This window comes from Chryseobacterium ureilyticum (assembly GCF_900156735.1).
In the GTDB taxonomy this organism is placed as follows: Bacteria; Bacteroidota; Bacteroidia; order Flavobacteriales; family Weeksellaceae; genus Chryseobacterium; species Chryseobacterium ureilyticum.
The window spans coordinates 16,015-39,688 of record NZ_FTOL01000014.1; the positions used below are offsets into that span (position 1 = coordinate 16,015).

22 protein-coding genes are annotated in these 23,674 nt (G+C 35.4%); 17 read left to right on the forward strand and 5 right to left on the reverse strand.

The window, feature by feature from the left end:
• Positions 1 to 60: 60 nt before the first annotated feature.
• The 8 genes from BW983_RS22605 (at position 61) to BW983_RS22640 (ending at position 4,686) form a co-directional block, all read left to right on the forward strand.
• Positions 61 to 849, forward strand: a complete 789-nt coding sequence (locus BW983_RS22605; protein ID WP_076554019.1) for a hypothetical protein — start codon at positions 61 to 63, stop codon at positions 847 to 849.
• 39 nt (positions 850 to 888) lie between these two features.
• The gene (locus BW983_RS22610; protein WP_076554020.1) at positions 889 to 1,281 is read left to right on the forward strand and encodes a VOC family protein; all 393 of its coding nucleotides are present in this window, start codon (positions 889 to 891) and stop codon (positions 1,279 to 1,281) included.
• A gap of 13 nt (positions 1,282 to 1,294) precedes the next feature.
• The gene (locus tag BW983_RS22615) at positions 1,295 to 1,831 is read left to right on the forward strand and encodes a GNAT family N-acetyltransferase (protein ID WP_076554021.1); all 537 of its coding nucleotides are present in this window, start codon (positions 1,295 to 1,297) and stop codon (positions 1,829 to 1,831) included.
• A gap of 83 nt (positions 1,832 to 1,914) precedes the next feature.
• Entirely contained in the window at positions 1,915 to 2,166 is a 252-nt protein-coding gene (locus tag BW983_RS22620; protein WP_076554022.1) for a hypothetical protein, read from the forward strand.
• A 123-nt stretch (positions 2,167 to 2,289) separates the two neighbouring features.
• Complete coding sequence (locus BW983_RS22625) at positions 2,290 to 2,838, forward strand: hypothetical protein (RefSeq protein ID WP_076554023.1); 549 nt, start codon at positions 2,290 to 2,292, stop codon at positions 2,836 to 2,838.
• A gap of 45 nt (positions 2,839 to 2,883) precedes the next feature.
• Entirely contained in the window at positions 2,884 to 3,144 is a 261-nt protein-coding gene (locus tag BW983_RS22630; RefSeq protein ID WP_076554024.1) for a hypothetical protein, read from the forward strand.
• A gap of 17 nt (positions 3,145 to 3,161) precedes the next feature.
• Positions 3,162 to 3,884 (forward strand): YwqG family protein, encoded by a 723-nt coding sequence (locus tag BW983_RS22635; protein WP_076554025.1) that lies wholly within the window; start codon positions 3,162 to 3,164, stop codon positions 3,882 to 3,884.
• Between the two features lie 256 nt (positions 3,885 to 4,140).
• Entirely contained in the window at positions 4,141 to 4,686 is a 546-nt protein-coding gene (locus BW983_RS22640) for a hypothetical protein (RefSeq protein ID WP_076554026.1), read from the forward strand.
• Positions 4,687 to 4,777: 91 nt separating this feature from the next.
• Here BW983_RS22640 and BW983_RS22645 read toward each other — a convergent pair whose 3' ends face one another.
• The 3 genes from BW983_RS22645 to BW983_RS22655 all read right to left on the reverse strand — a co-directional run bounded on the left by BW983_RS22645 (position 4,778) and on the right by BW983_RS22655 (position 8,592).
• Positions 4,778 to 5,704, reverse strand: a complete 927-nt coding sequence (locus tag BW983_RS22645; RefSeq protein ID WP_065396130.1) for a malate dehydrogenase — start codon at positions 5,702 to 5,704, stop codon at positions 4,778 to 4,780.
• Positions 5,705 to 5,822: 118 nt separating this feature from the next.
• On the reverse strand, positions 5,823 to 6,374 hold the full coding sequence (locus BW983_RS22650) for a biliverdin-producing heme oxygenase (RefSeq protein ID WP_076554027.1): 552 nt from the start codon (positions 6,372 to 6,374) through the stop codon (positions 5,823 to 5,825).
• A 19-nt stretch (positions 6,375 to 6,393) separates the two neighbouring features.
• On the reverse strand, positions 6,394 to 8,592 hold the full coding sequence (locus BW983_RS22655) for an ATP-binding protein (RefSeq protein ID WP_076554028.1): 2,199 nt from the start codon (positions 8,590 to 8,592) through the stop codon (positions 6,394 to 6,396).
• 375 nt (positions 8,593 to 8,967) lie between these two features.
• On the opposite strand from BW983_RS22655, the gene BW983_RS22660 reads away from it, so the two are divergent.
• From BW983_RS22660 to BW983_RS22685, 6 genes are all read left to right on the forward strand, one after another.
• Positions 8,968 to 10,020, forward strand: a complete 1,053-nt coding sequence (locus BW983_RS22660; RefSeq protein ID WP_076554029.1) for a linear amide C-N hydrolase — start codon at positions 8,968 to 8,970, stop codon at positions 10,018 to 10,020.
• Between the two features lie 262 nt (positions 10,021 to 10,282).
• The gene (locus BW983_RS22665) at positions 10,283 to 11,446 is read left to right on the forward strand and encodes a porin (protein WP_084184653.1); all 1,164 of its coding nucleotides are present in this window, start codon (positions 10,283 to 10,285) and stop codon (positions 11,444 to 11,446) included.
• A 19-nt stretch (positions 11,447 to 11,465) separates the two neighbouring features.
• Complete coding sequence (locus BW983_RS22670) at positions 11,466 to 12,896, forward strand: anion permease (protein ID WP_076554030.1); 1,431 nt, start codon at positions 11,466 to 11,468, stop codon at positions 12,894 to 12,896.
• Between the two features lie 16 nt (positions 12,897 to 12,912).
• Positions 12,913 to 13,569 (forward strand): succinate dehydrogenase cytochrome b subunit, encoded by a 657-nt coding sequence (locus BW983_RS22675; protein ID WP_076554031.1) that lies wholly within the window; start codon positions 12,913 to 12,915, stop codon positions 13,567 to 13,569.
• A gap of 11 nt (positions 13,570 to 13,580) precedes the next feature.
• A complete protein-coding gene (locus BW983_RS22680) occupies positions 13,581 to 15,497 on the forward strand; it encodes a fumarate reductase/succinate dehydrogenase flavoprotein subunit (RefSeq protein ID WP_076554032.1) in 1,917 nt (638 codons plus the stop codon).
• Positions 15,498 to 15,509: 12 nt separating this feature from the next.
• Entirely contained in the window at positions 15,510 to 16,259 is a 750-nt protein-coding gene (locus tag BW983_RS22685) for a succinate dehydrogenase/fumarate reductase iron-sulfur subunit (RefSeq protein WP_076554033.1), read from the forward strand.
• 123 nt (positions 16,260 to 16,382) lie between these two features.
• Here the strand turns inward: BW983_RS22685 and BW983_RS22690 are convergent, their stop codons facing one another.
• Together BW983_RS22690 and BW983_RS22695 are read right to left on the reverse strand one after the other, a co-directional pair.
• Complete coding sequence (locus tag BW983_RS22690) at positions 16,383 to 17,345, reverse strand: hypothetical protein (protein ID WP_076554034.1); 963 nt, start codon at positions 17,343 to 17,345, stop codon at positions 16,383 to 16,385.
• Between the two features lie 130 nt (positions 17,346 to 17,475).
• A complete protein-coding gene (locus tag BW983_RS22695) occupies positions 17,476 to 18,489 on the reverse strand; it encodes a nucleoid-associated protein (RefSeq protein WP_065396140.1) in 1,014 nt (337 codons plus the stop codon).
• Between the two features lie 462 nt (positions 18,490 to 18,951).
• Here BW983_RS22695 and BW983_RS22700 point away from each other — a divergent pair, with 462 nt between their 5' ends.
• The 3 genes from BW983_RS22700 to BW983_RS22710 all read left to right on the forward strand — a co-directional run bounded on the left by BW983_RS22700 (position 18,952) and on the right by BW983_RS22710 (position 23,662).
• Entirely contained in the window at positions 18,952 to 19,443 is a 492-nt protein-coding gene (locus tag BW983_RS22700; RefSeq protein ID WP_076554035.1) for an RNA polymerase sigma factor, read from the forward strand.
• 95 nt (positions 19,444 to 19,538) lie between these two features.
• Positions 19,539 to 20,360, forward strand: a complete 822-nt coding sequence (locus BW983_RS22705) for a FecR family protein (RefSeq protein WP_076554036.1) — start codon at positions 19,539 to 19,541, stop codon at positions 20,358 to 20,360.
• 83 nt (positions 20,361 to 20,443) lie between these two features.
• Positions 20,444 to 23,662: a SusC/RagA family TonB-linked outer membrane protein gene (locus tag BW983_RS22710; protein ID WP_076554037.1), complete on the forward strand. Its 3,219-nt coding sequence runs from the start codon at positions 20,444 to 20,446 to the stop codon at positions 23,660 to 23,662.
• Positions 23,663 to 23,674 lie beyond the last annotated feature (12 nt).

Genomic DNA, 23,674 nt, shown 5'->3' on the forward strand with positions numbered 1-23,674 from the left:
TTTAGAGTATGAAATTTTCTTTAAATTTGATCTTTATGCAATTCATCAACACAATTCACCATGATTTTAGGAGTATACTGGTACTTTAAGTTTCCTGAAAACCTCTACAATTTTAGCTTTTTTAAGTTTTTCGAAGGATACGGAGGTCATGCTGATAACGAAGCAGAACTGGTTGCAAGAGTTCAACTTGAGAACATCGATGATTTTATTAAAAAACTGGAGGCTCTTAAAACTCAGTTTAAACATGCTTTCTTACATCTTAATATCAGTGGAAATCAAATGATCATCAGTATTGGGGGACATCAGCTTTTTGACTTCTATTTTCAGTTGGCTCTCGAAATAGAAGAACTGCTAATACGTGAAAGTGCTATATCACTGGATTCAAGTCTTCCATTTACATCAGAAAGGACTCAAACCTTTCACATAGCAAGAGATCATTCAGGAAAAATTGAACACCGCTTTCTTCAGCTTGTAGGTTCGGATTTCAAAAAGAATAATGCTGAAAATCTTTCTATAAGGATTGACTGTAATCTGCCTTTAACAGATAAAGAACACTTCATCAAAGATCTAATCCCTATCTGCAAAGAAGAAAAAATCAATGTATTCTATTATAAAGATCATGATTTTAACAACCATTGCAATCTGATGCTCTTTTTTACGAATGGCAGGCAGACAAAAGATGCTATTCAAATTGTGAATCTCAATATCTTTGGAAGTAAAATAAAACAGTTGACTCAGAAATATCCGCTTCATTTCGGACATTTGGAAGGCTTAAAATACTATCCTCAAACTAGTAGTCCCCATGTTGAAATGATGGTAGATGAAGAGTATATTCTAAGTAAAAATTAAAATAATTTTAATTCAATAATTACTGCTAAATATAATAATATGATCAAATTCAAATATGTTATCCTGTATGTAGAAAATGTAGAGACTTCAATGAATTTCTACAAAAACACTTTCGATGCTGAGATAAAATTCATCACTCCTGAAAAGGATTATGGAGAATTATTGACCGGAGAAACCACTCTCTCTTTCGCATCCGTTGATCTTGCATCCTCCAATGTAAAAAAAGGATTTTTACATTCAAAAACAGAAGTAAAACCTTTTGGAATAGAGCTAGGCTTTATTACAGATAACGTCGAGGCACTGGTTGAAAAATCAATAAACAACGGCGCTGTATTGTATGAAGGCATTACTGTAAAGCCTTGGGGACAAACAACAGCTTACATCAAAGACCTTGATAATTATTTAGTGGAAATCTGCACAGAAATTCAATAAAAACATCTACTCCGTGGAAATAAAAAAATTACAGAAACTCACAAGCAACCCAAGTATACATTGGGGACAGAATGGTTACTCAACAGATACAATCTACTCGGTTTCCTCGATTGAGTTTGGTGGAACTTTTGAATTTATTATAAAAGAAAAAACTCTTTCCTATAGCAAAAATTGGGAAACAGATTCTGAAGATATCGAAGAACTCAATACCATCATCGAGAAAGATCATTCTTTCGGTGCTTTTGATAAAGGTGAGCTTCAGGGATGGATCATTGGCGAGCATAGAACATGGAACAACAGTTTTTATATAGAAAATCTCCTTGTCAATGAAAAATATCGCAGACAAGGAATCGGGATCATGCTGATTAAAAATGTAATCAAAGAAGCAAGGAAACTTATGTGCAGAGTGATTGAATTGGAAACTCAGAACACCAACTACCCTGCTATTCAATTTTACAGGAGAATGGGCTTCAATATTACAGGTGTTAATACAAGATTATATAATAATTCTGAGGAAATTGCGCTGTTTATGACTTTAGATATTGAATAATTTCTCAATTATATTTAAAACACTTGTTAGTGTCTTAAAATTTTTATACATTAGTAATCAACAAATTAAAAACATCAATTACTATGAAAAATTTAAAGAAATTAAAGAGAAGTCAATTGGTATTAATCAGTGGTGGTGATACTGCTTATGCATTTTGTTTAGACGGTTATTGCCCGCCAACTTTCGGATCTTACTATTGTAGTGGAGATACTTGTTACAGATCAACCGGTGGAGGTAACCCTGGAGGCGGAGGTCCCGGAGGAGGCGGTATTCCTTGTCATGAACCATTGCGTTTCTGCCAGGAATGGGAAACAGGATGCGGATGCAGATATTAAAGTTAGATTGTTAGATAATGTAGGGAGCGGTTTTTACCGCTCTTTTCATTTTAATACCTTTTATGATAAGCTTTATCAATTTTAATACAATTTCAGTATTTTAGCAAAAAAGACTTATAACAGATGGATACCCAAAAAAACGTTCTTGAAAAATTGTCGGATCATGAACTTGAGCAATACATAAAACCTGATAGTAAATTCGTTCCAGAAGCCACTCAATATGCTTATGAGATTTTACAGTCAAGAGGAAGAGTATTTACGAATGAAGAAAAAGAACGTATTCACTCAAATATTTCCAAAACTGAAGAAAACGAAACAATAATACTACATCCCAACTATACAAAGGCTTCCAATCTCATTTATTTATCAGGAGCTGTAGGAATTGGCTGTTTGATATGGACGTATGAACAATTAGATTCAGAACTGGCTATCTTCATATCTACTGCCGTTCTTGCTGCTGTTTTTGGTGTCGGATATATGATTGGAAAAGGTAACGAAGTGGCAAAGTATTTTTTCATTATTCTTTTCATATTAGGACTTGCCGGCATTCCTGCACTGGTGGCTAACTTAATCATCAATCCTGTTCTGGGAATTATGAATATCCTGCAATTTATTCTTCAGGCATGGGCGATTGTTCTCCTTGTAAAAATCCCTAAAAATAAAAAAGCATAAACCTCTTTACCTGTACAACCTCCTGAAATACATCAGAAAATCGTCATGAACATTAATGAAATTAAGCAAGCAGCACTTGTCTTTACATCTCAAAACAAACAAGAACTTAGTGACAAAATTAAAAAATTAAAGGATCAAGGGATACCCTTTCCAGAATGCGTTGTTTTCACTCAATATAATCAGCAGATTTCCCTTTTAGAAGCTAAAAATTTAACGTTGGAACTTGCTGCATGGACAGATGAAGAAAAAGCTGAAATCAAAGGGTACATTAGCCTGATGATGTCAGAATTTGAAGAAGAAGATTAATCACCAATTATACAAGTATGGACAGCAGAATTCAAGCTATAAAAGATAAAATTGAAAGACCGGCAACAGAGTTTTTCACCGGAGGATTCAGACCTTTAAACACTATTGAAGAATCATGGATCGGACGCGTATTTGCATATACTGAAGATGAAGAAATTCCTTTAGATAAAAACGGAGATCCTATGATGCCGCTTATTCAATTTTACCTTCCAAACCAACCTTTTATTCCGGAACTGATCAAGGATAAAAAACTTATCACAGTCTTTATTTCTCAGGATTTTCCGGAAACTTTTGAAAAAATAGGTGATCATTGGGTTATCCGGGAATATGATGATTTGGAAAATATAGTCATCAAGGATTTACAAAGTCCGGTTTCTTATTTAAAACCATTTCCACTACGCTCCGAATTATATCCTAAAGATGCCCCTGTATGGGATGGTGGTGGAATTGAGGATATAGACTACCGTTTAATTTCCGACATTGTGAAACTTGAAAGAGAAGGGCTTTTCAACAGTTATTATAATATCATTAAGCACTGTTACAGTACTAAACTCGGTGGTTATCCATCATTTTGCCAGCCTGGTATTGGTTTTAAGGATGGTTTTGGTGAAGGGTTTGAATTTGTTTTCCAGGTTTCTTCAGATGGTAAAGCTCACTTGAATGTAATAGACAGTGGAAGTTTTATGTTTGCAAAAAACAAGGAAACTGGAGAGTGGAGTTTGTATTATGATTTTTATTGATAATATTTTCATAGGTGCTAATCTTCAATATTTGACATAAAAAAAATATTATTGAATAGAAGTCAATCATTTAAAATTCTTCATTTCATTACGTTAAATTCACAATAACATAATAAAAAATAATTTCGACGAGGGCAAAGTCTTTGTCGAAGCTATTTAAAGAGTTTATGGGTTCCCGTAATGCGATTATTATTAAGACCACTACTTTTGAATAATTAAATATCATTATAATCTGAAACCTTATTACAATATTACAATGAAGAAAGTATTCTTAATTACTACTTTATGCATACTAGCAAGTTGTGTCAATGAGAACAAATCTGAAAACTCTCAAATAACCGATACCTCCCAGCCAGTACAATCGAATTTAGAACAATTAAAAACCGAAGCCTCAAGACTTAGAGCAGGAGGATCTGTTAGTAACGTTGAATTAGAAAATGGAAAAGCAACTATAAATTATGTAAAAAACTATACAGAATACCAACAACTAAATCCACAATCTAAATTAACGGAGAACGATCTCAAAGAATACTGGTCAACTGGACATGCAATTCAAAAAGCACTTATTTCAGGATCCGGAGCACTCTTGAAAAAATTAAGTTTTATTAATGAGGTCGAAGTAATACTTCCATTTGAAAATAAAATCTATAAGATTGATGTTAAAAAAACAGAGTTAGAAAAATTTATTGGAAAAGATTTTTCACAAATAACAAACGATTGGACAAAACTTTTTATTGACCCTTATGTTTATGATAAAACAGGAAGAGAACGTTTTTTCAATAAATTCGGTTCTAAAAACTGATACAGCATAAAGAAAAAATATCATGTAAATATTTTTCAAACAAAAAAACCGCGCCCTTCGGGCGCGGTTTTCCTATATAAAATTCAGTATATTAGAATTTAAGATCTCCATTCACTTCTCTTACTGCATTAGCAGCTTCAGCGAATTTCAATTGCTCTTCAGCAGTAAGCGTTACGTTTACGATTTTCTCTACTCCGTTTGCCCCGATGATAGCAGGAACCCCTAAGCAGATATCGTTTTGTCCGTATTCACCTTCAAGCATTAATGAACAAGGGATCATTTTCTTTTGGTCACAAGCAATCGCCTGAACCATTACAGAAACAGCTGCACCTGGAGCATACCAAGCAGAAGTTCCTAATAATTTAGTAAGGGTAGCACCACCTACTTTAGTTTCTTCGATTACATATTTTTGTTGCTCATCATCAAGGAACTCAGTTACAGGAACACCATTTCTTGTAGCTTTGCTCAATAATGGAAGCATACCTGTATCACTGTGAGCAGCGATTACCATACCGTCAACATCAGAAATTGGAGATTCTAATGCCTCAGCCAATCTGTACTTGAATCTTGCAGAGTCTAAAGCACCACCCATTCCGATGATCTTGTGCTTAGGAAGACCTGAAGTTTTGTGTACTAAATAAGCCATAGTATCCATTGGGTTAGAAACCACAATGATGATTACTTCCGGAGAATGTTTTACTAAGTTTTCAGTAACTTCTTTCACGATACCAGCGTTGATACCAATCAATTCTTCTCTCGTCATTCCAGGTTTTCTAGGAATCCCTGAAGTGATTACTGCTACATGAGAACCTGCAGTTTTGCTGTAATCTCCTGTTGTTCCGGTAATTTTTGTATCAAATCCGTTTAGAGATGCAGTTTGCATCAAATCCATTGCTTTACCTTCAGCAAACCCTTCTTTAATGTCTACTAAAACTACTTCTGAACAGAAGTTCTTCATTGCGATGTATTCTGCACAGCTTGCTCCTACAGCGCCTGCACCTACTACAGTTACTTTCATATTGTTACTTTTTAAATTATTTATTTTTTTAGTTAAGTTTAAATTTGAAACTCCCCAAATTTAATAAATCCTGAAAAAATGCGCAATTTTTCAGAAATTTTATTAGAATTAAAAGGAATTAGTTGACATTCAGTAAAAACGAATACAGCTTTTTCGCCCCAGACAGTACTTCTGGGTAGTTTTCTTCTGCAACTTCCATATCCAAAACCTCTTTAAAATTCTTCCACATAGGTCCTGTATTTTCCTGATAGCATCCAAAAAAGTTGAAAGTCACCTCATCAAATCCTTCCGTTTTAGAAAGCTGCTTGGCAATCACATTTCCACCTAACGTAGAACCTTCGATCACATACATGGCTCCCAAAGCTTCATGCTCATTTACAAACTCGAGGTCGTGAGATGCTTCCCTGTTTTCCAGAGAAAGGCTTTTAAGATCTTTTTCAATAAGAGGAAGTTTCTTTCTGTTATCAAGCTGAAGTTTCTCCGCATACTTGTCCGAAAGACTGCTGAATATTTTACCTTCGCTGTAAAGAAGCATCAGATAATTGGTATGGATGATCTTTTTATAATCTTCTAAAGTGAAGGTTTTATTAAAAATCTTTTCAGAATTAAAAAGTTTCTCTGCTGCATCGTGATAGTCTGCTGTATTTTGTTTAAGATATTCTGATACCATAATTATATTTTAAAGTTTCTCAAATGTAAGGTTTTTTGAACGTTAAAATGAAGGAAGTTCCGTCTTTATTGCTCTCATAATCTACGTTTCCGCCTATTCTTTTCATGATCCTGTACACAATGGACAATCCTACTCCATTTCCTTTGAATTTCTTCGCATTATCCATCCTGTTAAAGATTTTAAACATCTTATGTTTCTCTTCCTCAGGAATCCCGATTCCGTTATCTGAAATACGGTAAATAATAGTCTGTCCGTCTTCACTCCCTTCAATCTCTACCCTTGGCTGGTCTTTATGAGAAGAATATTTCACGGCATTATTGATAATATTTAAGAATACCTGATGCAGCAGTGTTTTATCTGCAAGAACATCCGGACATTCTTTAATCACAATTTCACTTTTAGGACTTCCATAAGTGATTTTTGCATTTTCAGAGATCTTATAGATGGTGGTTCCTGTTTTCAGGCTTTCCAATTGTATTTCACTATGCTTGGCACGGCTGAGCTGTAATACATCATGCATCATTTCAGCCATATTATCAATCTCCTCAATAATAGTATTGATCTTTGTTTTGCTCTTTTCAGAATTATCGGTAAGATTCCCCAAAAGCATTTGAGCATTCAGCTTCATTACCGTCAAAGGCGTTCCAAGGTCATGAGAAATCGTATATGAAAAGCTATCCAGTTCTTCATTTACTTTTTTAAGCTCGTCATTAAGCCTTTTGATAGCGTTGTAATTCTTATGCGATGTATCCAGGATCAGATCACGAATTGCCTGTACAGCACTCACGTTTCTTGAATTCCATCTTTTAGAATGTCCTTTAATATTTTCTGTAAAAATCCTGAAAGACGTTCTTGGTGAAACCATCTGTTTATCTTCCCCATTTTGAGTAAACACGCCGATCTTTTTTTCGGGATTTCCAGCCCAGTCGATATGCTCATCAAATTCTTTGCGGAACCAGATCAGCATTTCATTTTTATCTCTTTCAATAAAATAAATAACAATACCGGCTGCACTTTCAGGCAGATTCAGTTCTTCTCCATAATTTTTAAGGAAGCTCCGGTTAACATAAATACGTTCGTTGGTATTCTCCAATCCCCAATGTACAATCCTGTTGATCACATCACTGGCAGGTACAACTCCATCTGTAACAATATTTTCATCATAAACTATAGCAAGCCCTTCTGCTTCTGGAAAATTCCTGATTTCAGTCTTACTTTCAATCAGAGAATCAAAGAGATTATTATGCTTTAAAAACTTCGTTTTCAGCTGAGATAATTTATCATTCAGCTCCATACGATAGTTCAGCTCATTTTTGGATTTAAAAGATGAATACGCATTGGCAGCAAGTGCTGTAAAAATTCCTGCCTGTACCCTATCTTCAAGGTCTACATGCTTAGGTTCTACATTCTGGCATGTCACCAATCCCCAAAGATGATTATCTATAATAATGGAGACACTGAAGCTTGAAGAAACTCCGGAGTTGATCAGATATTGTCTGTGAACAGGAGACATTCCCCTTGATGCGGAAAAACTGAGATCTATATTTTCTTTGGTTTTACTTATAATCGGGACTGTTTCAGTATGTACATTACTGAATATTCTTTTTCTTTTTTTAAGATAAAGTTCACGTGCCTGCTTAGGAATATCAGATTCCGGGTAATGAAGTCCAAGGAAACTTTCCATGTTTTCACTTTTCTTTTCGGCAATCACTTTTCCGGAACCGTCCATCATGAATTTATAAACCATCATACGGTCATAATTCACCACTTTTGAAAGGGCTTCTAATAAATGATTCCAAAGTTCGTGTTCCGTATCAATAACATAAAAGTTATCATATTTATTGGAAATTCTTTTATCAGGATTTATCAGTACTTCTTCAAACTCCAGAAAAATATCCCCTCCGCTTCTGAAAACGGAAAAATGATATTCTTTTTCGCCAATAAAGATTTTATCAAAATAGGCTTCATTTTCTCTTCTGGTAAATCTCTCTAGAGAAGTATAAATATCTGACTTAATAATATCCGGAAAGCTTTCCGGAAAGTCCGTAAGCCTTTTATCGAACAACTCATCCAAGTTTTCGATTTTAAACAGATCCATAATATTCCTACTGAAAAAAGTAATGGAATGTGACACTGAGTCAATGCCAATTAGGTAACCAAAACTCTGTATATAGCCTGGAATATGGATAGGTTCTTCATGGCACTCTACAAAATTCATATAATTGTCTATCAATCAAATATACCGCTTTTTTTTAACTGTCTCTTCTTTTGTGGTATTAAATTTCTTGTACATATAAGGATTCACAGAGGATCTGACCATCAAACAGACAGATAAAAATCACGTTAAAACATTCTTTATTTTCCTTTAGTTTTAATAAGATATCTTTAAAATATACGAAAAAAAATACAATTTTCACCTATTCACTCTATTAGGCATGATTCATAACATGAATTAAGGATTATTAACTAAGATTATTGGGTTATTTAAACAATTTTAGCTAAATTTATATCACCAAATAATGAATATGATGAAAAATTCATTGAAATATTCACAATAATTTCAATATAAAATTTAAACTCAAATAATACTATTATGAAAAAGTTCCCTTTAATTTTATTTTCTTTGGTCCTCTCTATAGGATTATGGAATCCGTCAGAAGCATGTACGCGGGTTGTATACAAAGGTCCGGAAAACACGATTCTTACTGCCCGCTCTATGGACTGGCGTGATGAGATCCCGGCAAACCTTTGGGTATTTCCAAAAGGAATAGACCGCACAGGACAAACCGGACCGAAATCTGTAAAATGGACTTCTAAATACGGAAGCATCATCAGTTCTACCTGGGATATTGCTTCTGCAGACGGAATGAACGAAAAAGGACTTGTAGCTAATATGCTTTGGCTGGGAGAATCTCAATATCCGAAATTCGATCCGAAAGGAAGTAAAAAGGGACTTGCCATTTCTTTATGGGCTCAATATTATTTGGACAATTTTTCTACGGTAAAGGAAGCTGTTGATTTTTCAAGAAAAGAACCTTTTGTAGTAGTAAGTGATAATATCCCGGGAACGGAAAGGTTTACAACAATACACCTTTCTCTTTCTGATGCATCAGGAGATAATGCTGTATTAGAATATATCAACGGAAAATTGGTAATCCACCACGATCCTTCTTATACGGTAATGACCAATTCTCCGATTTTTGATGAACAACTTGCTCTTAACAATTACTGGAAAGGTATTCCGGGAACGGTAATGCTTCCGGGAACCAACCGTGCGGCAGACCGCTTTGTAAGAGCTTCATATTATATCAATGCAATTCCGAAGACCGCTGATACCCGTACTGCTGTAGCAAGTGTATTCAGTGTGATCAGAAACTGTTCTGTGCCTTACGGAATTACTTCTCCATCTGAACCTAATATCTCTTCTACAAGATGGCGTTCTGTATCGGATCAGAAGAATCTGGTATATTATTTTGAAACTGTTTTCACACCCAATACATTCTGGGTAGATCTTAAAGATTTTGATCTCAGCCCCAAAGGCAAAGTGATGAAACTGGATCTGAGCAACTACCAGACTTACCACGGTAAATCAAATACTGATTTCAAAGAAACTCCATCTTTCAAATTTTTAGGCTTAGAGTCTTAAAAACAAAAGATTAATCTTAAGTAATTCAGATTGAAAAATCTCCTGCTTAAGGTTTGTAAATCCTGAATCCAGGATTAGATATATGATCATTTCCTTCCATTGGAGAAAGCATAAATCGAAGATTTAGCGGAAGGGTTTAAGCAATTAAAAGTATTTACCATTTTATATGCACGTTCAGTGTATTTCCTCAGCTTTTTAAAGGATAGAGATGGAACTTTTATGCTTAAATAAATTTCAAAAAGCAAAAATTAAAAAATTAGATATGGCCTTTTTTTCACTAAAAAAGAGAAGCCTGATCCTGTGCATCCTTATGGGCTGTTTCTCAGCAAATGCACAGATACAGGATTCTTTACAGACCAAACCACAACAAGAAGAAGATAATGTAAAATATCCGCAACTTCAGATCAAGGGACTTTTTCAGGCTCGTTATCTGGTAGGGATGAGTAAGGATGTTGACGTAAACGGGCTTCATCACTCTGATGGCTCTGGAACAAGCAATAATTTCATGCTCAAATACATGAGAGTTCAGGTACGTGCGCAGATCAGCAAACGTACGGAGGTGGTTGCCTTAGCCAATTTTGCAGATTTCAAGAATGATCCTAAAAGCAGAGTGCTGGAAAATGCTTATCTGAAGTATACTTTCAGTCCCAAATTAGCTTTTACTGTAGGGCAGTTCAGACCTTGGTTCGGGATTGAAGAAACGTATCCTATTGACATTATCAAGTCTCTGGATTGGTCTAATCAGTATTCTGAATTTGGAAAGCTGGGATGGACAAGTTTCCAGATCGGACTTTCTGCAACAGGACAGGTAAAGCTGGGTGAAATTCCTTTACAATATGCAGTTTCCGTAGTCAATGGTAATGGAAAAAATCAGATCAATGATAACGATAATGGCAAGCAGTACTCTACCCGCTTACTTTTCGGATTATCTAAAAAATACAACTTCAATGTTGGTTTGAATGGAGGTATCGGAGAAGTTTTCAGCAAAAAAGTATACGCCGTTGGAATTGACCTGAGTTCCATGATTCAGTTTGATCCGAGATGGAGCCTGGATATGCAACTTGAAGCTAAACAAGCAACAAACCATATTCTTTATAATTCTATTGCTCCGGAAGCAAGACCTGATAACCCTGATCAGTATCTGATTCGTGGTGCTTATTTTCTACCGAATGTAAGATACGAGATCAATCATAAAAACCTCAGCGCTTTTGAACTGTCTTGCCGATATGAATACCTGGACACCAATTTCAGAATGGCATCCAATCCAAGACAAACCATCACCCCAATGGTAGGATTAGAGTTCCTGAAAAACTATGGTGCAAGAATTCAGCTGGGCGTACAGTTTGACCGTTATAAACATCAGATAGAAAATTCAAATCAATACAATAACAACCTCTTCATTGTACAAGTACAAAGTAGATTTTAAGGATTAAATAGTGAGTATCATGAAAGAAATTAATATCAAAAACGTTGCGATCACATTCGTCGTTGCGTTAATCATCTGGTTCATTCCAGCGCCCGAAGGGGTTGCCCAAAATGCATGGCATCTGTTTGCCATCTTTGCAGCAACCATTTTAGGAATTATTCTGAAAGCCGCCCCTATGGGAACGATGTGTATGATGGCTATCGGATTTACAGCACTTACACAGGTGGTAGCACCTGGTGACGCAGGAAAATCAATTACCAAAGCACTTTCCGGATTTGGAGATAAAGTGATCTGGCTGATCGGGATTTCATTCTTTATTGCCAGAGGGTTTATCAAAACAGGACTTGGAAACCGTATTGCCTTTTTATTCATCAGAGTTTTCGGTAAAAGTTCATTAGGTCTTGCCTACGGATTAGGTCTTGCAGATGTTTGTCTTGCACCGGCTATTCCAAGTAATACGGCAAGAGGTGGAGGAATTATTTACCCAATTATGAAATCTATGGCAATAAGCTTTGATTCCGTTCCTGAAAAGCCTGAAACCCACAGAAAATTAGGATCATTTTTAACCCTGAACAGTTATTATATGAACCTCATCGCGTCTTCTATGTTCCTTACGGGAACTGCGAGTAACCCGATGTGTCAGAAGTTCGCAGCAAACCTTGGAATTGACATCACATGGATGTCTTGGGCTGCTGCAGGTTTTGTACCGGGAATGGTAGCATTCTTTATTGTCCCGTTGGTATTATACAAATTATACCCGCCTGAATTGAAAAAAACAGGTGATGCTCCTAAAATGGCAGCTCAGAAACTGAAAGAAATGGGACCTATTTCTAAAAACGAATGGCTGATGCTATTGGCTTTCTTCATTCTCTTAGGACTTTGGATCTTTGGTGGAGCGCTTTCTATTGATGCAACAACAACTGCATTTATCGGATTAACGTTATTGCTATTAACTTCAGTATTAACCTGGGAAGACGTAAAAGGTGAAAAAGGGGCATGGGATACCATTGTTTGGTTCGCTGTCTTAGTAATGATGGCAAGCTCTTTGAATGAACTCGGTTTCATTGGCTGGTTCAGTGATCTTATTAAGGTACAGATCGGAGGTCTGAGCTGGCAGGTAGCTTTCCCTGTTATCATTGTCGTTTACTTCTTCAGTCACTATATTTTCGCGAGTGCTACGGCTCACGTTGCTGCTATGTATGCTGCCTTACTGGGTGTAGGCGTTTCTTTAGGAATTCCTCCTATGTTATTGGCAATGATGCTAGGTTTTATGGGATCTATTTATGGAGTCCTTACCCATTATGGTCACGGTCCGGCTCCGGTATTCTTCGGTAGTGGATATGTAGACCTGAAAGTATGGTGGCTTCGTGGTCTTGAAATCGGTATTGTACTTTTAATTATCTATATGGCTGTAGGAGGTCTTTGGATGAAAGTTTTAGGATATTATTAATTATTAAATCAACTCTATGTTATCAACATTGTCAAGAAAAATGCTGATGTGCCTTACAGGACTCTTTCTGGGATTCTTCCTGTTGATTCATTTCCTCGGAAATCTTCAGCTTTTCCTTCCACAGGAGCAGGCACACCTGCAATTCAATGCGTACTCGCACTTTTTATCAGGAAATATCATTATCAAAATAGTTTCGTACGTTTTGTATGCCAGTATCATCCTGCATGCCGTAGACGGATTAATCATCACTTTAAAAAATAAAAAATCCGGTGGCGATTATCAGAATGACAGATGTGGAAGAGCCAGCAAATGGGCGTCCAGAAATATGGGTATCCTCGGAACATTGGTTCTTATCTTTCTGGTGATTCATTTTCAAAATTTCTGGTATATCTATAAATTCGGAAATCCACCTTTGGATGAAAACGGAAACAAAGATTTATATATTTTGGTAGTGAATGTCTTTAAAGAATGGTGGTATGTGATCATTTATGTTCTTTCTATGATTGCTTTATGTTATCACCTGATTCATGGGCTATACAGTGCCGTAAGAACATTGGGATTATATCATCCTAAGTTCGTGAAATGGTTCAAGATCATCGGAACGGCATATTCCATCATTATCAGTTTAGGCTTTGCACTGATGCCTATTTATGTATTCTTCACTTATCATTAAACAGACCTATCATGATTTTAGATTCAAAAATACCACAGGGACCATTGGAAAACAAATGGGACAACTATAAAAAGAAAGCTAAGCTCGTCAATCCAGCCAACCGAAAAAAACTGGATGTTATTGTTGTAGGAACAGGTCTGGCAGGAAGCTCTATTGCAGCCTCTTTAGGAGAGATGGGTTATAATGTAAAGTCATTCTGCTTCCAGGACAGCCCGAGAAGAGCACACTCTGTGGCAGCACAGGGAGGTGTGAATTCTGCTAAAAATTATAAAAACGACGGTGACAGCGTTTACAGAATGTTTGTAGATACGTTAAAAGGAGGTGACTTCAGAGCCCGTGAAGCCAATGTTTACCGAATGGCTGAATGTTCTTTAAATCTTATCGACCAATCCGTAGCGCAAGGAGTTCCTTTCGGACGTGAATATGGTGGTTATCTTAATAATCGATCTTTCGGAGGAGTTCAGGTAAGCCGAACGTTCTATGCGAGAGGACAAACGGGACAACAGTTACTTCTTGGTGCTTATCAGGCTTTGATGAGACAGGTTGGAAAAGGCTCTGTACAATTGTTTTCGAGACATGAAATGCTTGACCTTGTTGTTATCGACGGCAAAGCGCGAGGAATTATCGTAAGGAATTTAGACACAGGAGAAATTGAAAGACATGCAGCACATGCTGTAGTCCTGGCAACAGGTGGTTACGGAAAAATTTATTATCTGTCTACCCTAGCTATGGGATGTAATGGTTCTGCTATTTGGAGAGCCCATAAAAAAGGAGCTTTAATGGCTTCCCCAAGCTGGATTCAGGTACACCCTACTTCTCTTCCCCAATCCGGAGATTATCAATCTAAATTAACATTGATGTCTGAATCACTGCGTAATGACGGAAGAATCTGGGTTCCTGCAAAACAGGATGAAAACAGAGCTCCCAATGATATTCCGGAAAATGAAAGAGATTATTACCTGGAAAGGAGATATCCCGCTTTTGGAAACTTAGCGCCAAGAGATATTTCGTCCCGTGCAGCAAAAGAAAGAATTGATGCAGGATTTGGAATCGGTCCTTTAAAAAATGCTGTTTATCTGGATTTCTCTAAAGCCATTAATGAGCAGGGAAAAGGTAAGATCAAAGAGAAATATGGAAACTTATTCGATATGTATCTTAAGATCACCGGATATGATGCCTATAAAGAACCAATGATGATTTCCCCGTCAGCACACTTCTCCATGGGGGGGCTTTGGGTAGATTATGAACTGATGACTACTGTTCCTGGATTATTTGCTTTAGGTGAAGCTAATTTTGCAGATCATGGCGCAAATAGGCTGGGTGCCAACTCACTTTTACAGGCTTCTGTAGATGGGTATTTTATTGCTCCTTATACCATCGCCAATTATTTAGCGAATGAGATTCATACCGGAAAAATTTCACCGGATAGCCCAGCGTTTGAACAGGCTGAAAATGCTGTTAAAAACCAGATTCAAGACTTTATGAATATCAAAGGAACCAAAACCGTTGATTATTTCCATAAGACATTAGGTAAGCTATTATATGATTACTGTGGACTTGCCAGAAATGAGGAAGGCTTGAAATATGCCATTCAGGAAATCAGAAAATTAAAACAGGAATTCTACAAAGACGTCAGAGTTTCCGGACAGGGAAATCAAATGAATTCTGAGCTGGAAAAAGCAGGTCGTGTTGCCGATTATTTTGAGATCGGAGAACTGATGTGCTACGATGCTTTAACTAGAAATGAATCCTGCGGGGCTCATTTCCGTGAAGAATATCAGACCCCGGACGGTGAAGCAATGAGAAACGATGCAGAATATCAGTTTATCTCCGCATGGGCATGGACAGGTGAAAACGGCGAACCTGAACTGATCAAAGAACCTTTGATTTTTGAAGAAATACAGCCAACGGTAAGAAGTTACAAATAAAAAACAAAAATTATGGATTTACACCTTAAGATATGGAGACAGAAAGACAAAAAAAGTAAGGGAAAACTGGTAGGTTACGACCTTAAAGGATTGAATCCCCACATGTCTTTTCTGGAAATGTTGGATACGTTAAACGAAAAACTGATCACAGAAGGAGATGAACCTGTAGAATTCGATCACGATTGCCGTGAAGGAATCTGCGGACAGTGCGGAATGATGATCAACGGGATCGCTCATGGTCCTCTAAAAAATACAACAACCTGTCAGCTTCACCTGAGATCTTTTAAAGATGGGGAAACGATTTTAATAGAACCTTTCCGTGCAGATGCTTTTCCGGTAAAAAAAGATTTAAAGGTAGACCGTTCCGCTTTTGACAGAATTATTTCTTCCGGAGGTTTTGTATCTGTGAATACGGGTCAGGCTCCTGATGCGACAGCCATTCCGGTTACCCATCAGGTTGCAGAGGAAGCTTTTGATTCTGCGGCTTGTATAGGCTGTGGGGCTTGCGTGGCAACTTGTAAAAACGGAAGTGCAGCATTATTCACTTCAGCAAAAATCACTCACATGGCATTACTTCCACAAGGTAAAGAAGAAAGAAGCAAACGTGTACTGGATATGGTCTCCCAAATGGATGCCGAGCTTTTCGGGCACTGTTCCAATACGGAAGCTTGTGAGGTAGAATGTCCACAGGGAATCTCTGTTCTGAATATTGCCAGAATGAATTTTGAATACAACAGAGCTTTGTTTTTCCAGAAAAAATAATAAAGACGAAAGAGAAAAAAGGCTAAGAAAGCTGTGAAAGCTGGACAAGCAAGATTGATAATGTGTGTAAGGGCGGATTTGCAAATAAGTAAATCTGCCCTTTTACTTTTATAGCTTTTCCTCTTAAAAAATCTTCGGAATCATCATTTTCTTCGGATCATCTTCGTCATACATGATCTCTATATTTCCGGTTTTTGGTACTGAAGAAAGGTTCAGAAGACTCACAATCTTTTTATAAACAGCAATGTGTTCGATACCTTTATAATCTTTGAAGCTCACCTGAAACATCAGTTCCGGCTGATCATTCACCGTAAGACCGGTTTGACTTACACTGATAATATTCGCTTCGGCATTTCTTCCTCCAAACAGAATTCGTTCTTCTTTTTTATTCTTAAAGAACCTCCCAACAATCAATTGAAAGACCAGTACATAAATAAGTGTCATCACTCCACTGAAAATAATCGGATGCATAAAAGTGAGAAACCTCCAGCCATAGTCAAAGGATTCCAGCATATAAAAATAAGAGTACAATCCGATAATGTAAGCAATTAACAGTATTATAAATGTGATTCTTAGTATCATTCCTGATGTATTGAACCCTACTTTCTGATCACTTAAAATAAAATAAGGTTCCTGATAAACAGTAGGATTTAGTAGTACTTTTACTTGTTTTCCTACATCAAATCTTTTTTCTTGTGGCTTGGAATCATGAAACATCATCTCATGCTCAATCATGGTATTTCTGAGATTGGGAAACGAAAGAACAATCTGAATAGCATTCATATTCGTTTTTGGAAAGTATTTAATGAGCTGGTAACGGATAACTTTCGCTTCTCTGGGTATTCCGTTTCTCAAAATGGAATGAATAGTATTTTTCTGTTTAAAGGTTTTAATGAAAAGATTATTAATAAAGAACACAAAAATATATCCCCATATCAACAAAGAAAAACCGAGAAACCCATAGCTCACAGCTAATGAATTTCTCGGTTCTGTTGCGAGTTCCCCACCCATCATATAAATGAAAATCGGAAACGGTACGCAAAAAAACAGGAGGAAAGCTCCCCAGAAAATGATCATAAATTTCATAACTGCTGTTTTGTAATCAGCAATAAAGTTATGATAATATTATTTATTAACGGTTGGAAGATTAAAGAGAGAGGCTGGAAGTTACTTTTAATCAATAACTGACCGTCAACATCTTTAAAGTTCTTCTCAATTATACTTCTTTGTCAAAGTAAAGTCTGTAATATTTTCCTTTATCATCTTCACCCATTTCCAGTTTTTGTCTGTCTCCGTGAATGTAGATATGGAAGTTTTTATCTAGTTTAATGATACTTTTAAAATGTCTTTGTGTCTTTTTCACCGCTGCTTCATTGATTGGGAATTCTTCTGCAATATTCACCTGCATATCCTGCTCATAATCAGTTTTAAAGTTCACAAAACTTTCGATCACATGCTCATCACCCAATACTTCATTGGCAAATTCGTCCAATTTAAATTCTTCTTTTTCTTTAAAGAAATTAATCGATTTATTAAGGAAATCAGCCTGATCAGCTTTTGATACCTCAAACTCCTGTGGAAGTTGTTTCGTAATATAATCTTTGTAAACCATCAATGCTTCCTGAGTGTGGAAATACTCATCATCACGCTGTTTTACTTTTAAGAAATCTTCAAACCAGTAGTACATGTCTCCATTCTTGTTGTTATCAACTACGGAAAGTACATACCCAGTATCTTTATTATTGTTGTAGATCAAAGCTGCTTTATCAATTTTAGATAAACCAATTCCCTGATCTTTTTCAATATCAAATGTTTCTTCTGACGGATTAATTTTCAGGAATGATTCTCTCTTCTCCGTTTTAAAAATCCCGATCTTATCTACTTTATCCGGACGGTCACTTTCATCTTCAAAAAGAACAATGAATAATTCCCCGCTCTGAACTCTAGGGTTTTCTGCTGCTTCGAAAAGGTGTTTTGCAATATTTTCAGATTCCCAAATAAACTTGGACTTATCATCAAAAATTTCAGATACAGCACTGTAAACCGGATTGTTCACCAGATACGTATCACTGTAAAAATGAAAAGTTTCTTCCGATTTGAACGACCCTAAAAAGTAATCCTCAAGCATCTCTGCCATTCCTTCCTCAAGCTTCAGTTCTTCCTGAGAAAGCGTTAAGGAATCTCCGTTGATCTTATTTCCGACTCTGTGTACTATTATTTTTGAAAACATCTTCTGAATATTTGGACTGCAAAGATATTCATTCTATCTTTCACATGAAACTGTAAAAGAGTTTTGATTTCGTTCTGAATTACACTATGGTTTTAAAACCCAACAGAAGAAGCTAATTATTTAATTGTAGTTAATTGATTTAGGATTCAAAGAATCCTACTTAGACTCGACTGATTCTAATTTTATTACTTGTTATTTCCACAGTTATTTATAGCTCCTTATCATGACCCAATAAGGTAGAAAAGAAAATTTAGAAGTATTCTTAAATTCCTTGTATGTTATACCATTCAGACAAAAAGCAAATCAAAAATGTAATTCAAAAAATACACAATTTCAATATTTAAATTCAAGCCCTTATTACTTTCAAATAAATTGTTAAAATTAATCTTTTATTAATCTGTATTATTTTGTCTTTTTAAATTTTAATCTAACCTTTACTTTTTAAAAGTTGAACTTTATCTGATGAATCTGTTTGAGAAAATATATTCTGAATATAAATACAAAGTTTACTTCTTTGTTAAAAAATATATTCAGAAAGAAGAGGATACAGAAGATATTGTCCAGGATATTTTTATACACGTCTGGAGGCATATGGATAAAACAGACCAAACTCCTCCCGAATCAATTATCTTTAAAACTTGTAAACAAGAGGTCTCAAAATTTTATCGTAGAAATAAACTGTTATTTACATTTTCAGAGGAAGAAATTCTTATTGAGGAGGAAGAGGTTTTTGATGAAGATCTGTATAAAGAGCAAATTTCCAAAGTTGAACGTCTTTTAAATGAGTTTCCTCAAAAAACAAGAGATCTATTCATTCAGCATAAAATTGAAAACATAAGTTATTCTCAATTGGCTAAAGAAAATAATCTTTCAAAAACAGCTGTCAGTAAGCAAGTAAATAAAATTTTAAGCTTTCTGAAAGACAATTTACATCTCTTACTTATCATCATTTAACATTAACAAATTATTAAGTCTTATATTTTTGGGTGAACGATTTCTCTTTTCTGTGTATTTACTATAAAGTGGTTTAAATAAAATCATGAAATACTATGAGTTTGGAAAAAGAATTTGAAGAAACTTGGAAAACTGTTTCTAAACAGAAAAATAAAATAGATAAAATTACTGATCAGAGAATTTGGGAGAATATCAATAAAAGGATAAGAAAGAAAAAAAATGCAAGAAAATTTTATTGGGTCGCAGCTACTGTTATTCCTTTTTTTATTCTTTTAATAATGTATAATAGTTTTCAAAATAACATTATTTCACAAGAGAATAAGTATGTTTATGAAAGCCTTCAAACATCAAAAAAGATTCAATTATCTGATGGAAGTGTAATCAAATTAATGCCATATAGTAAACTTATACTAGATAAGCACTTCGGAGAGAAAAACCGAGAAATCAATTTTACAGGACAAGCAGATTTTAATATTACTAAGGATCAAACTAAACCTTTCAGGATCAATGCTGGAAATTTTCACGTGGTGGTATTGGGAACTCATTTCTTTTTAGACCAGAAATCTGAAGAAAAAAAAGTAGAACTATTTGAAGGTAAGGTAAAAATAGAGCATCTAGGAAAAATCACTTATCTACTTCCTAAAGAAATATGGATGAATACTAGTACTAACTCTAATTATCATTACTATAAACAGGATAAACAGATGAGTTTTACATTTGATCGTTTAGAATATTCGGAAGCTGTTAAGAAATTAGAAGAAACTTATAATGTCAAAATATTCTATCCTGATCAATATAAAGACAGGCTGGTGACTGGTTCTCTTAAAGGAAACCTTAATGACATTCTTTCCATAATCAGTTTCCCATTTAATTTAAAAATCGAAAAACATGATTCAGAAAAAATTATATTAAAATAAAAAAGCATCGATAATGGGGGTTATCGATGCAATTAATCAATTCAAAACCTTTAGACAGTTTATAAAATTAATATTGCAAATTTATGAAAAAAACAGCAATCAGTATTGCTATGCTTGGGAGTTTGTACGTTTCTCAGCCTCTATATGCTTTAGAAATATCTCTCAATATGCATCAAGCTTATGTCTCAGATCCACCTATCACGAAAGTATTTGAAAAGCTTGGCAGAACAACAAAAACACATTTTTTTTATTCAGAATCCGACCTTGAGGGTATTTTAGTGGATGATAAAAATATTGACTATACATCCCTGAAGTCAACACTGAACTATCTTCAGAAGAAGTATCCGATTGAATTTACAGTCCAAAATAATACGGTATCGGTAAGGAGAACATCCAACAAAATTGCAAAGACAGCAATTCGTAAAACAAATAATATAAATAGTAAAAGTGATACCGTTGCCAATAATGAAAAAAAGATTGATGAAGTAGTATTGGTAGGTTATGGAAAGCAAAATAAAAAGGATGTATCAGGTTCCATTGCTTCTCTGGGAGAAAAAGATCTGAAAAGCGTAGCGGCAAGTAACTTCGGAGAGATGATTGCAGGAAAGGCTACCGGAATTCAGACTACTTCTGCCAATGCAGGTCCCGGTTCTTCACCCAATATTCGAATTCGTGGTATCGGAACATTAACAGCAGGAGCTAATCCTTTAATTGTTGTTGATGGATTTCCATTAACAGAAGGAACTAATCTAAACTCAATAGATCCTAATTCTATTGCTTCTATTGATGTTCTTAAAGATGCCGCTTCAACGGCTATTTATGGTTCCAGAGGAGCAAATGGAGTTATTCTGATCCAGACCAAAGAAGGGAGAAAAGGAAAATTGGAAATATCCTTAGACTCCTATTATGCTATTCAGACGAGAAGTGATAATGAAAAATTCGTCAATGCCTATGATATGGCTACTTTCATGAAAGAAACCCGCGATAACAATTATCTTTCAAAAGGCAGCAATAGAAGCATTTCGGATGATACAACGACAAGAATTTCCAAAGGTGCTACTTTAAGGGAACTCATTCCCAATTATTTAACTCCTTATTTGAACAAAACACCAGGGTTGATTGATAACAACTGGTATTCAACAGTATTAAGACCTGCTCCTATGAGCAATACTTCGCTGAATATTTTAGGTGGAAGTGATAAAACAAAATATTCATTCACCGGAAGTTATTTAAATCAGAAGGGAATTTTGATAGGGACAGACTACGAAAAATATTCAGGAAATATCAATCTTGCCACCAATATCACAGATCAGTTAAAATTTGGAGTGTCTATGACACCTTCATTTTCAAAAGGGAGCCTTTTTGATATGGTAAATGGTGGAAGAAGCTACAACTTGCTTCAGATGGCAACCATAATGTATCCATTTTTTGCCCCCAGAGATGCTAACGGAAATCTGATTATCTCTCAACAGATTAAAACAAACGGACCTACAGACGGAGCTATGGTTGAAAATCCTGTTGCTATTGCCGAAATGACAAAAAGAAAATATACTTTATTTAAGACATTTGGAAATATCTTCGGAGAATGGAATTTTTTAAAAGATTTTAAATATAAGTTTTCAGCAGGAGGAGATTATACAAACTATGAGTACAATTTTTTTAAGCCTTCAACTGTTGGTAGCTATAGGACTCCGGCTGATAAAGATGTAGCATCAGCAAACAGAACTGAATATATTACCAAAAATTACCTGATTGAAAATTTACTGACGTATGATAAAAAGATTAACGATCACTCTTTTAATATTATTTTAGGACAATCCTATCAGGAAGAAACTTCAAATCAGACTACAACTTTAGCTACCGGATTTCCCGATAACAGCTTAGAAAATATCTCCGGTGGAACATCATTTAAAATAGATCTGAATCAATATAAATGGACATTGATCTCTTATTTCACAAGATTTAACTATACATACAATAGTAAATATAACTTGATGGCTTCCTATAGAAGAGACGGATCATCCAGGTTTGGGATCAATTCAAAATGGGGGAATTTTTATGCATTATCATTAGGATGGACAGTAAGTAAAGAAGGATTTTTCCCAGAAAATAAATGGATAGATCCATTGAAATTCAGATTTAGCCTAGGTACAAACGGAAATAATCAAATTCCAAATTTTGGTTCATTGTCTCTGATGGAAAAAGACAACTACGTTTTCGGAGGGATTTTAGTACCAGGATATAGATCGTCTACTGCTACAAGTTTTGATCTTTCCTGGGAAAAATCTAAGTCGGTAAACTTCGGAATTGATTTTAGCTTATTTAATAAATTTTTAAATGTATCTGCTGATTATTATACTTTAAACCGAAATGGGTTATTATTGGATGTTCCTGTCCCTCAACAATCAGGATATTCCACCTTGCTTCAAAATATTGGTAAGATCCGCAATAGTGGGCTGGAAATTCAACTTTCATTGATGCCTGTTCAAATGGGAGAAGATTTTGAATATTCAAGTAACCTCAGTTTTTCTACAAATACTAATAAAGTCCTGGCACTGGCAAACGGACAATCTCAAATTGTGGCAGGAGCAAACAATTTTGCTGTAACAAAAGTAGGCGGTTCTATTGCTGAAATGTACGGATATAATATTCTTGGAGTTTACAAAAGTCAGGAGGAGATTAATAATTCGCCTCATATCGAAGGAACTCTGGTTGGAGATTATATTATGGAAGACATCAATAAAGACGGAAAAATTGATGCCAACGACAAGAAGAGCTTCGGTTCAGGAATTCCCAAATATATAATGGGATTTACCAATTCATTCCGATATAAAAATTTCGATTTAAGCTTTACATTATATAGCGAATTAGGTAAGAAAATTTACAACGGAGATCAGGTCAACAGCACAGAAGCCGGAGAAGGGTTTGGTGTAGCAACACAGCATTATTTTGATAACAGATATAATCCGGTAACCAATCCCAATGGAACATATGCAATGCCTAATATGAATTTTTCAAACAACAGAAAAGAAGCCCGAACATCCAATATTTTTTTTAAAAATGGAGATTATGTGAGGCTAAGATCGGTAAGACTTGCTTATAACCTGCCGGAAAACCTAGTATCTGCATTAAAAGTAAGGTCTATTCAACTCTACTTTGTAGGAAATAATCTTTTCACTATTACTTCTTATAAAGGACAAAATCTTGACGCAACCTCAGAAAGTATTCTAACCCAAGGCTACGATAATGGATATTACCCAGTAGCAAGAGTGTATTCTTTTGGAATGAATATGAAGTTTTAATTTAAAAAATCT

Bases quoted from the DNA above. Each gene is read 5' to 3' on its own strand.
- BW983_RS22680 (WP_076554032.1), top strand. From the start codon at position 13,581: ATGATTTTAGATTCAAAAATACCACAGGGACCATTGGAAAACAAATGG.
- BW983_RS22655 (WP_076554028.1), bottom strand. From the start codon at position 8,592: ATGAATTTTGTAGAGTGCCATGAAGAACCTATCCATATTCCAGGCTAT.
- BW983_RS22650 (WP_076554027.1), bottom strand. From the start codon at position 6,374: ATGGTATCAGAATATCTTAAACAAAATACAGCAGACTATCACGATGCA.
- BW983_RS22605 (WP_076554019.1), top strand. From the start codon at position 61: ATGATTTTAGGAGTATACTGGTACTTTAAGTTTCCTGAAAACCTCTAC.
- BW983_RS22640 (WP_076554026.1), top strand. From the start codon at position 4,141: ATGAAGAAAGTATTCTTAATTACTACTTTATGCATACTAGCAAGTTGT.
- BW983_RS22700 (WP_076554035.1), top strand. From the start codon at position 18,952: ATGAATCTGTTTGAGAAAATATATTCTGAATATAAATACAAAGTTTAC.
- BW983_RS22630 (WP_076554024.1), top strand. From the start codon at position 2,884: ATGAACATTAATGAAATTAAGCAAGCAGCACTTGTCTTTACATCTCAA.
- BW983_RS22625 (WP_076554023.1), top strand. From the start codon at position 2,290: ATGGATACCCAAAAAAACGTTCTTGAAAAATTGTCGGATCATGAACTT.
- BW983_RS22620 (WP_076554022.1), top strand. From the start codon at position 1,915: ATGAAAAATTTAAAGAAATTAAAGAGAAGTCAATTGGTATTAATCAGT.
- BW983_RS22665 (WP_084184653.1), top strand. From the start codon at position 10,283: ATGGCCTTTTTTTCACTAAAAAAGAGAAGCCTGATCCTGTGCATCCTT.
- BW983_RS22695 (WP_065396140.1), bottom strand. From the start codon at position 18,489: ATGTTTTCAAAAATAATAGTACACAGAGTCGGAAATAAGATCAACGGA.
- BW983_RS22685 (WP_076554033.1), top strand. From the start codon at position 15,510: ATGGATTTACACCTTAAGATATGGAGACAGAAAGACAAAAAAAGTAAG.
- BW983_RS22610 (WP_076554020.1), top strand. From the start codon at position 889: ATGATCAAATTCAAATATGTTATCCTGTATGTAGAAAATGTAGAGACT.
- BW983_RS22645 (WP_065396130.1), bottom strand. From the start codon at position 5,704: ATGAAAGTAACTGTAGTAGGTGCAGGCGCTGTAGGAGCAAGCTGTGCA.
- BW983_RS22670 (WP_076554030.1), top strand. From the start codon at position 11,466: ATGAAAGAAATTAATATCAAAAACGTTGCGATCACATTCGTCGTTGCG.
- BW983_RS22705 (WP_076554036.1), top strand. From the start codon at position 19,539: ATGAGTTTGGAAAAAGAATTTGAAGAAACTTGGAAAACTGTTTCTAAA.
- BW983_RS22675 (WP_076554031.1), top strand. From the start codon at position 12,913: ATGTTATCAACATTGTCAAGAAAAATGCTGATGTGCCTTACAGGACTC.
- BW983_RS22660 (WP_076554029.1), top strand. From the start codon at position 8,968: ATGAAAAAGTTCCCTTTAATTTTATTTTCTTTGGTCCTCTCTATAGGA.
- BW983_RS22710 (WP_076554037.1), top strand. From the start codon at position 20,444: ATGAAAAAAACAGCAATCAGTATTGCTATGCTTGGGAGTTTGTACGTT.
- BW983_RS22635 (WP_076554025.1), top strand. From the start codon at position 3,162: ATGGACAGCAGAATTCAAGCTATAAAAGATAAAATTGAAAGACCGGCA.
- BW983_RS22690 (WP_076554034.1), bottom strand. From the start codon at position 17,345: ATGAAATTTATGATCATTTTCTGGGGAGCTTTCCTCCTGTTTTTTTGC.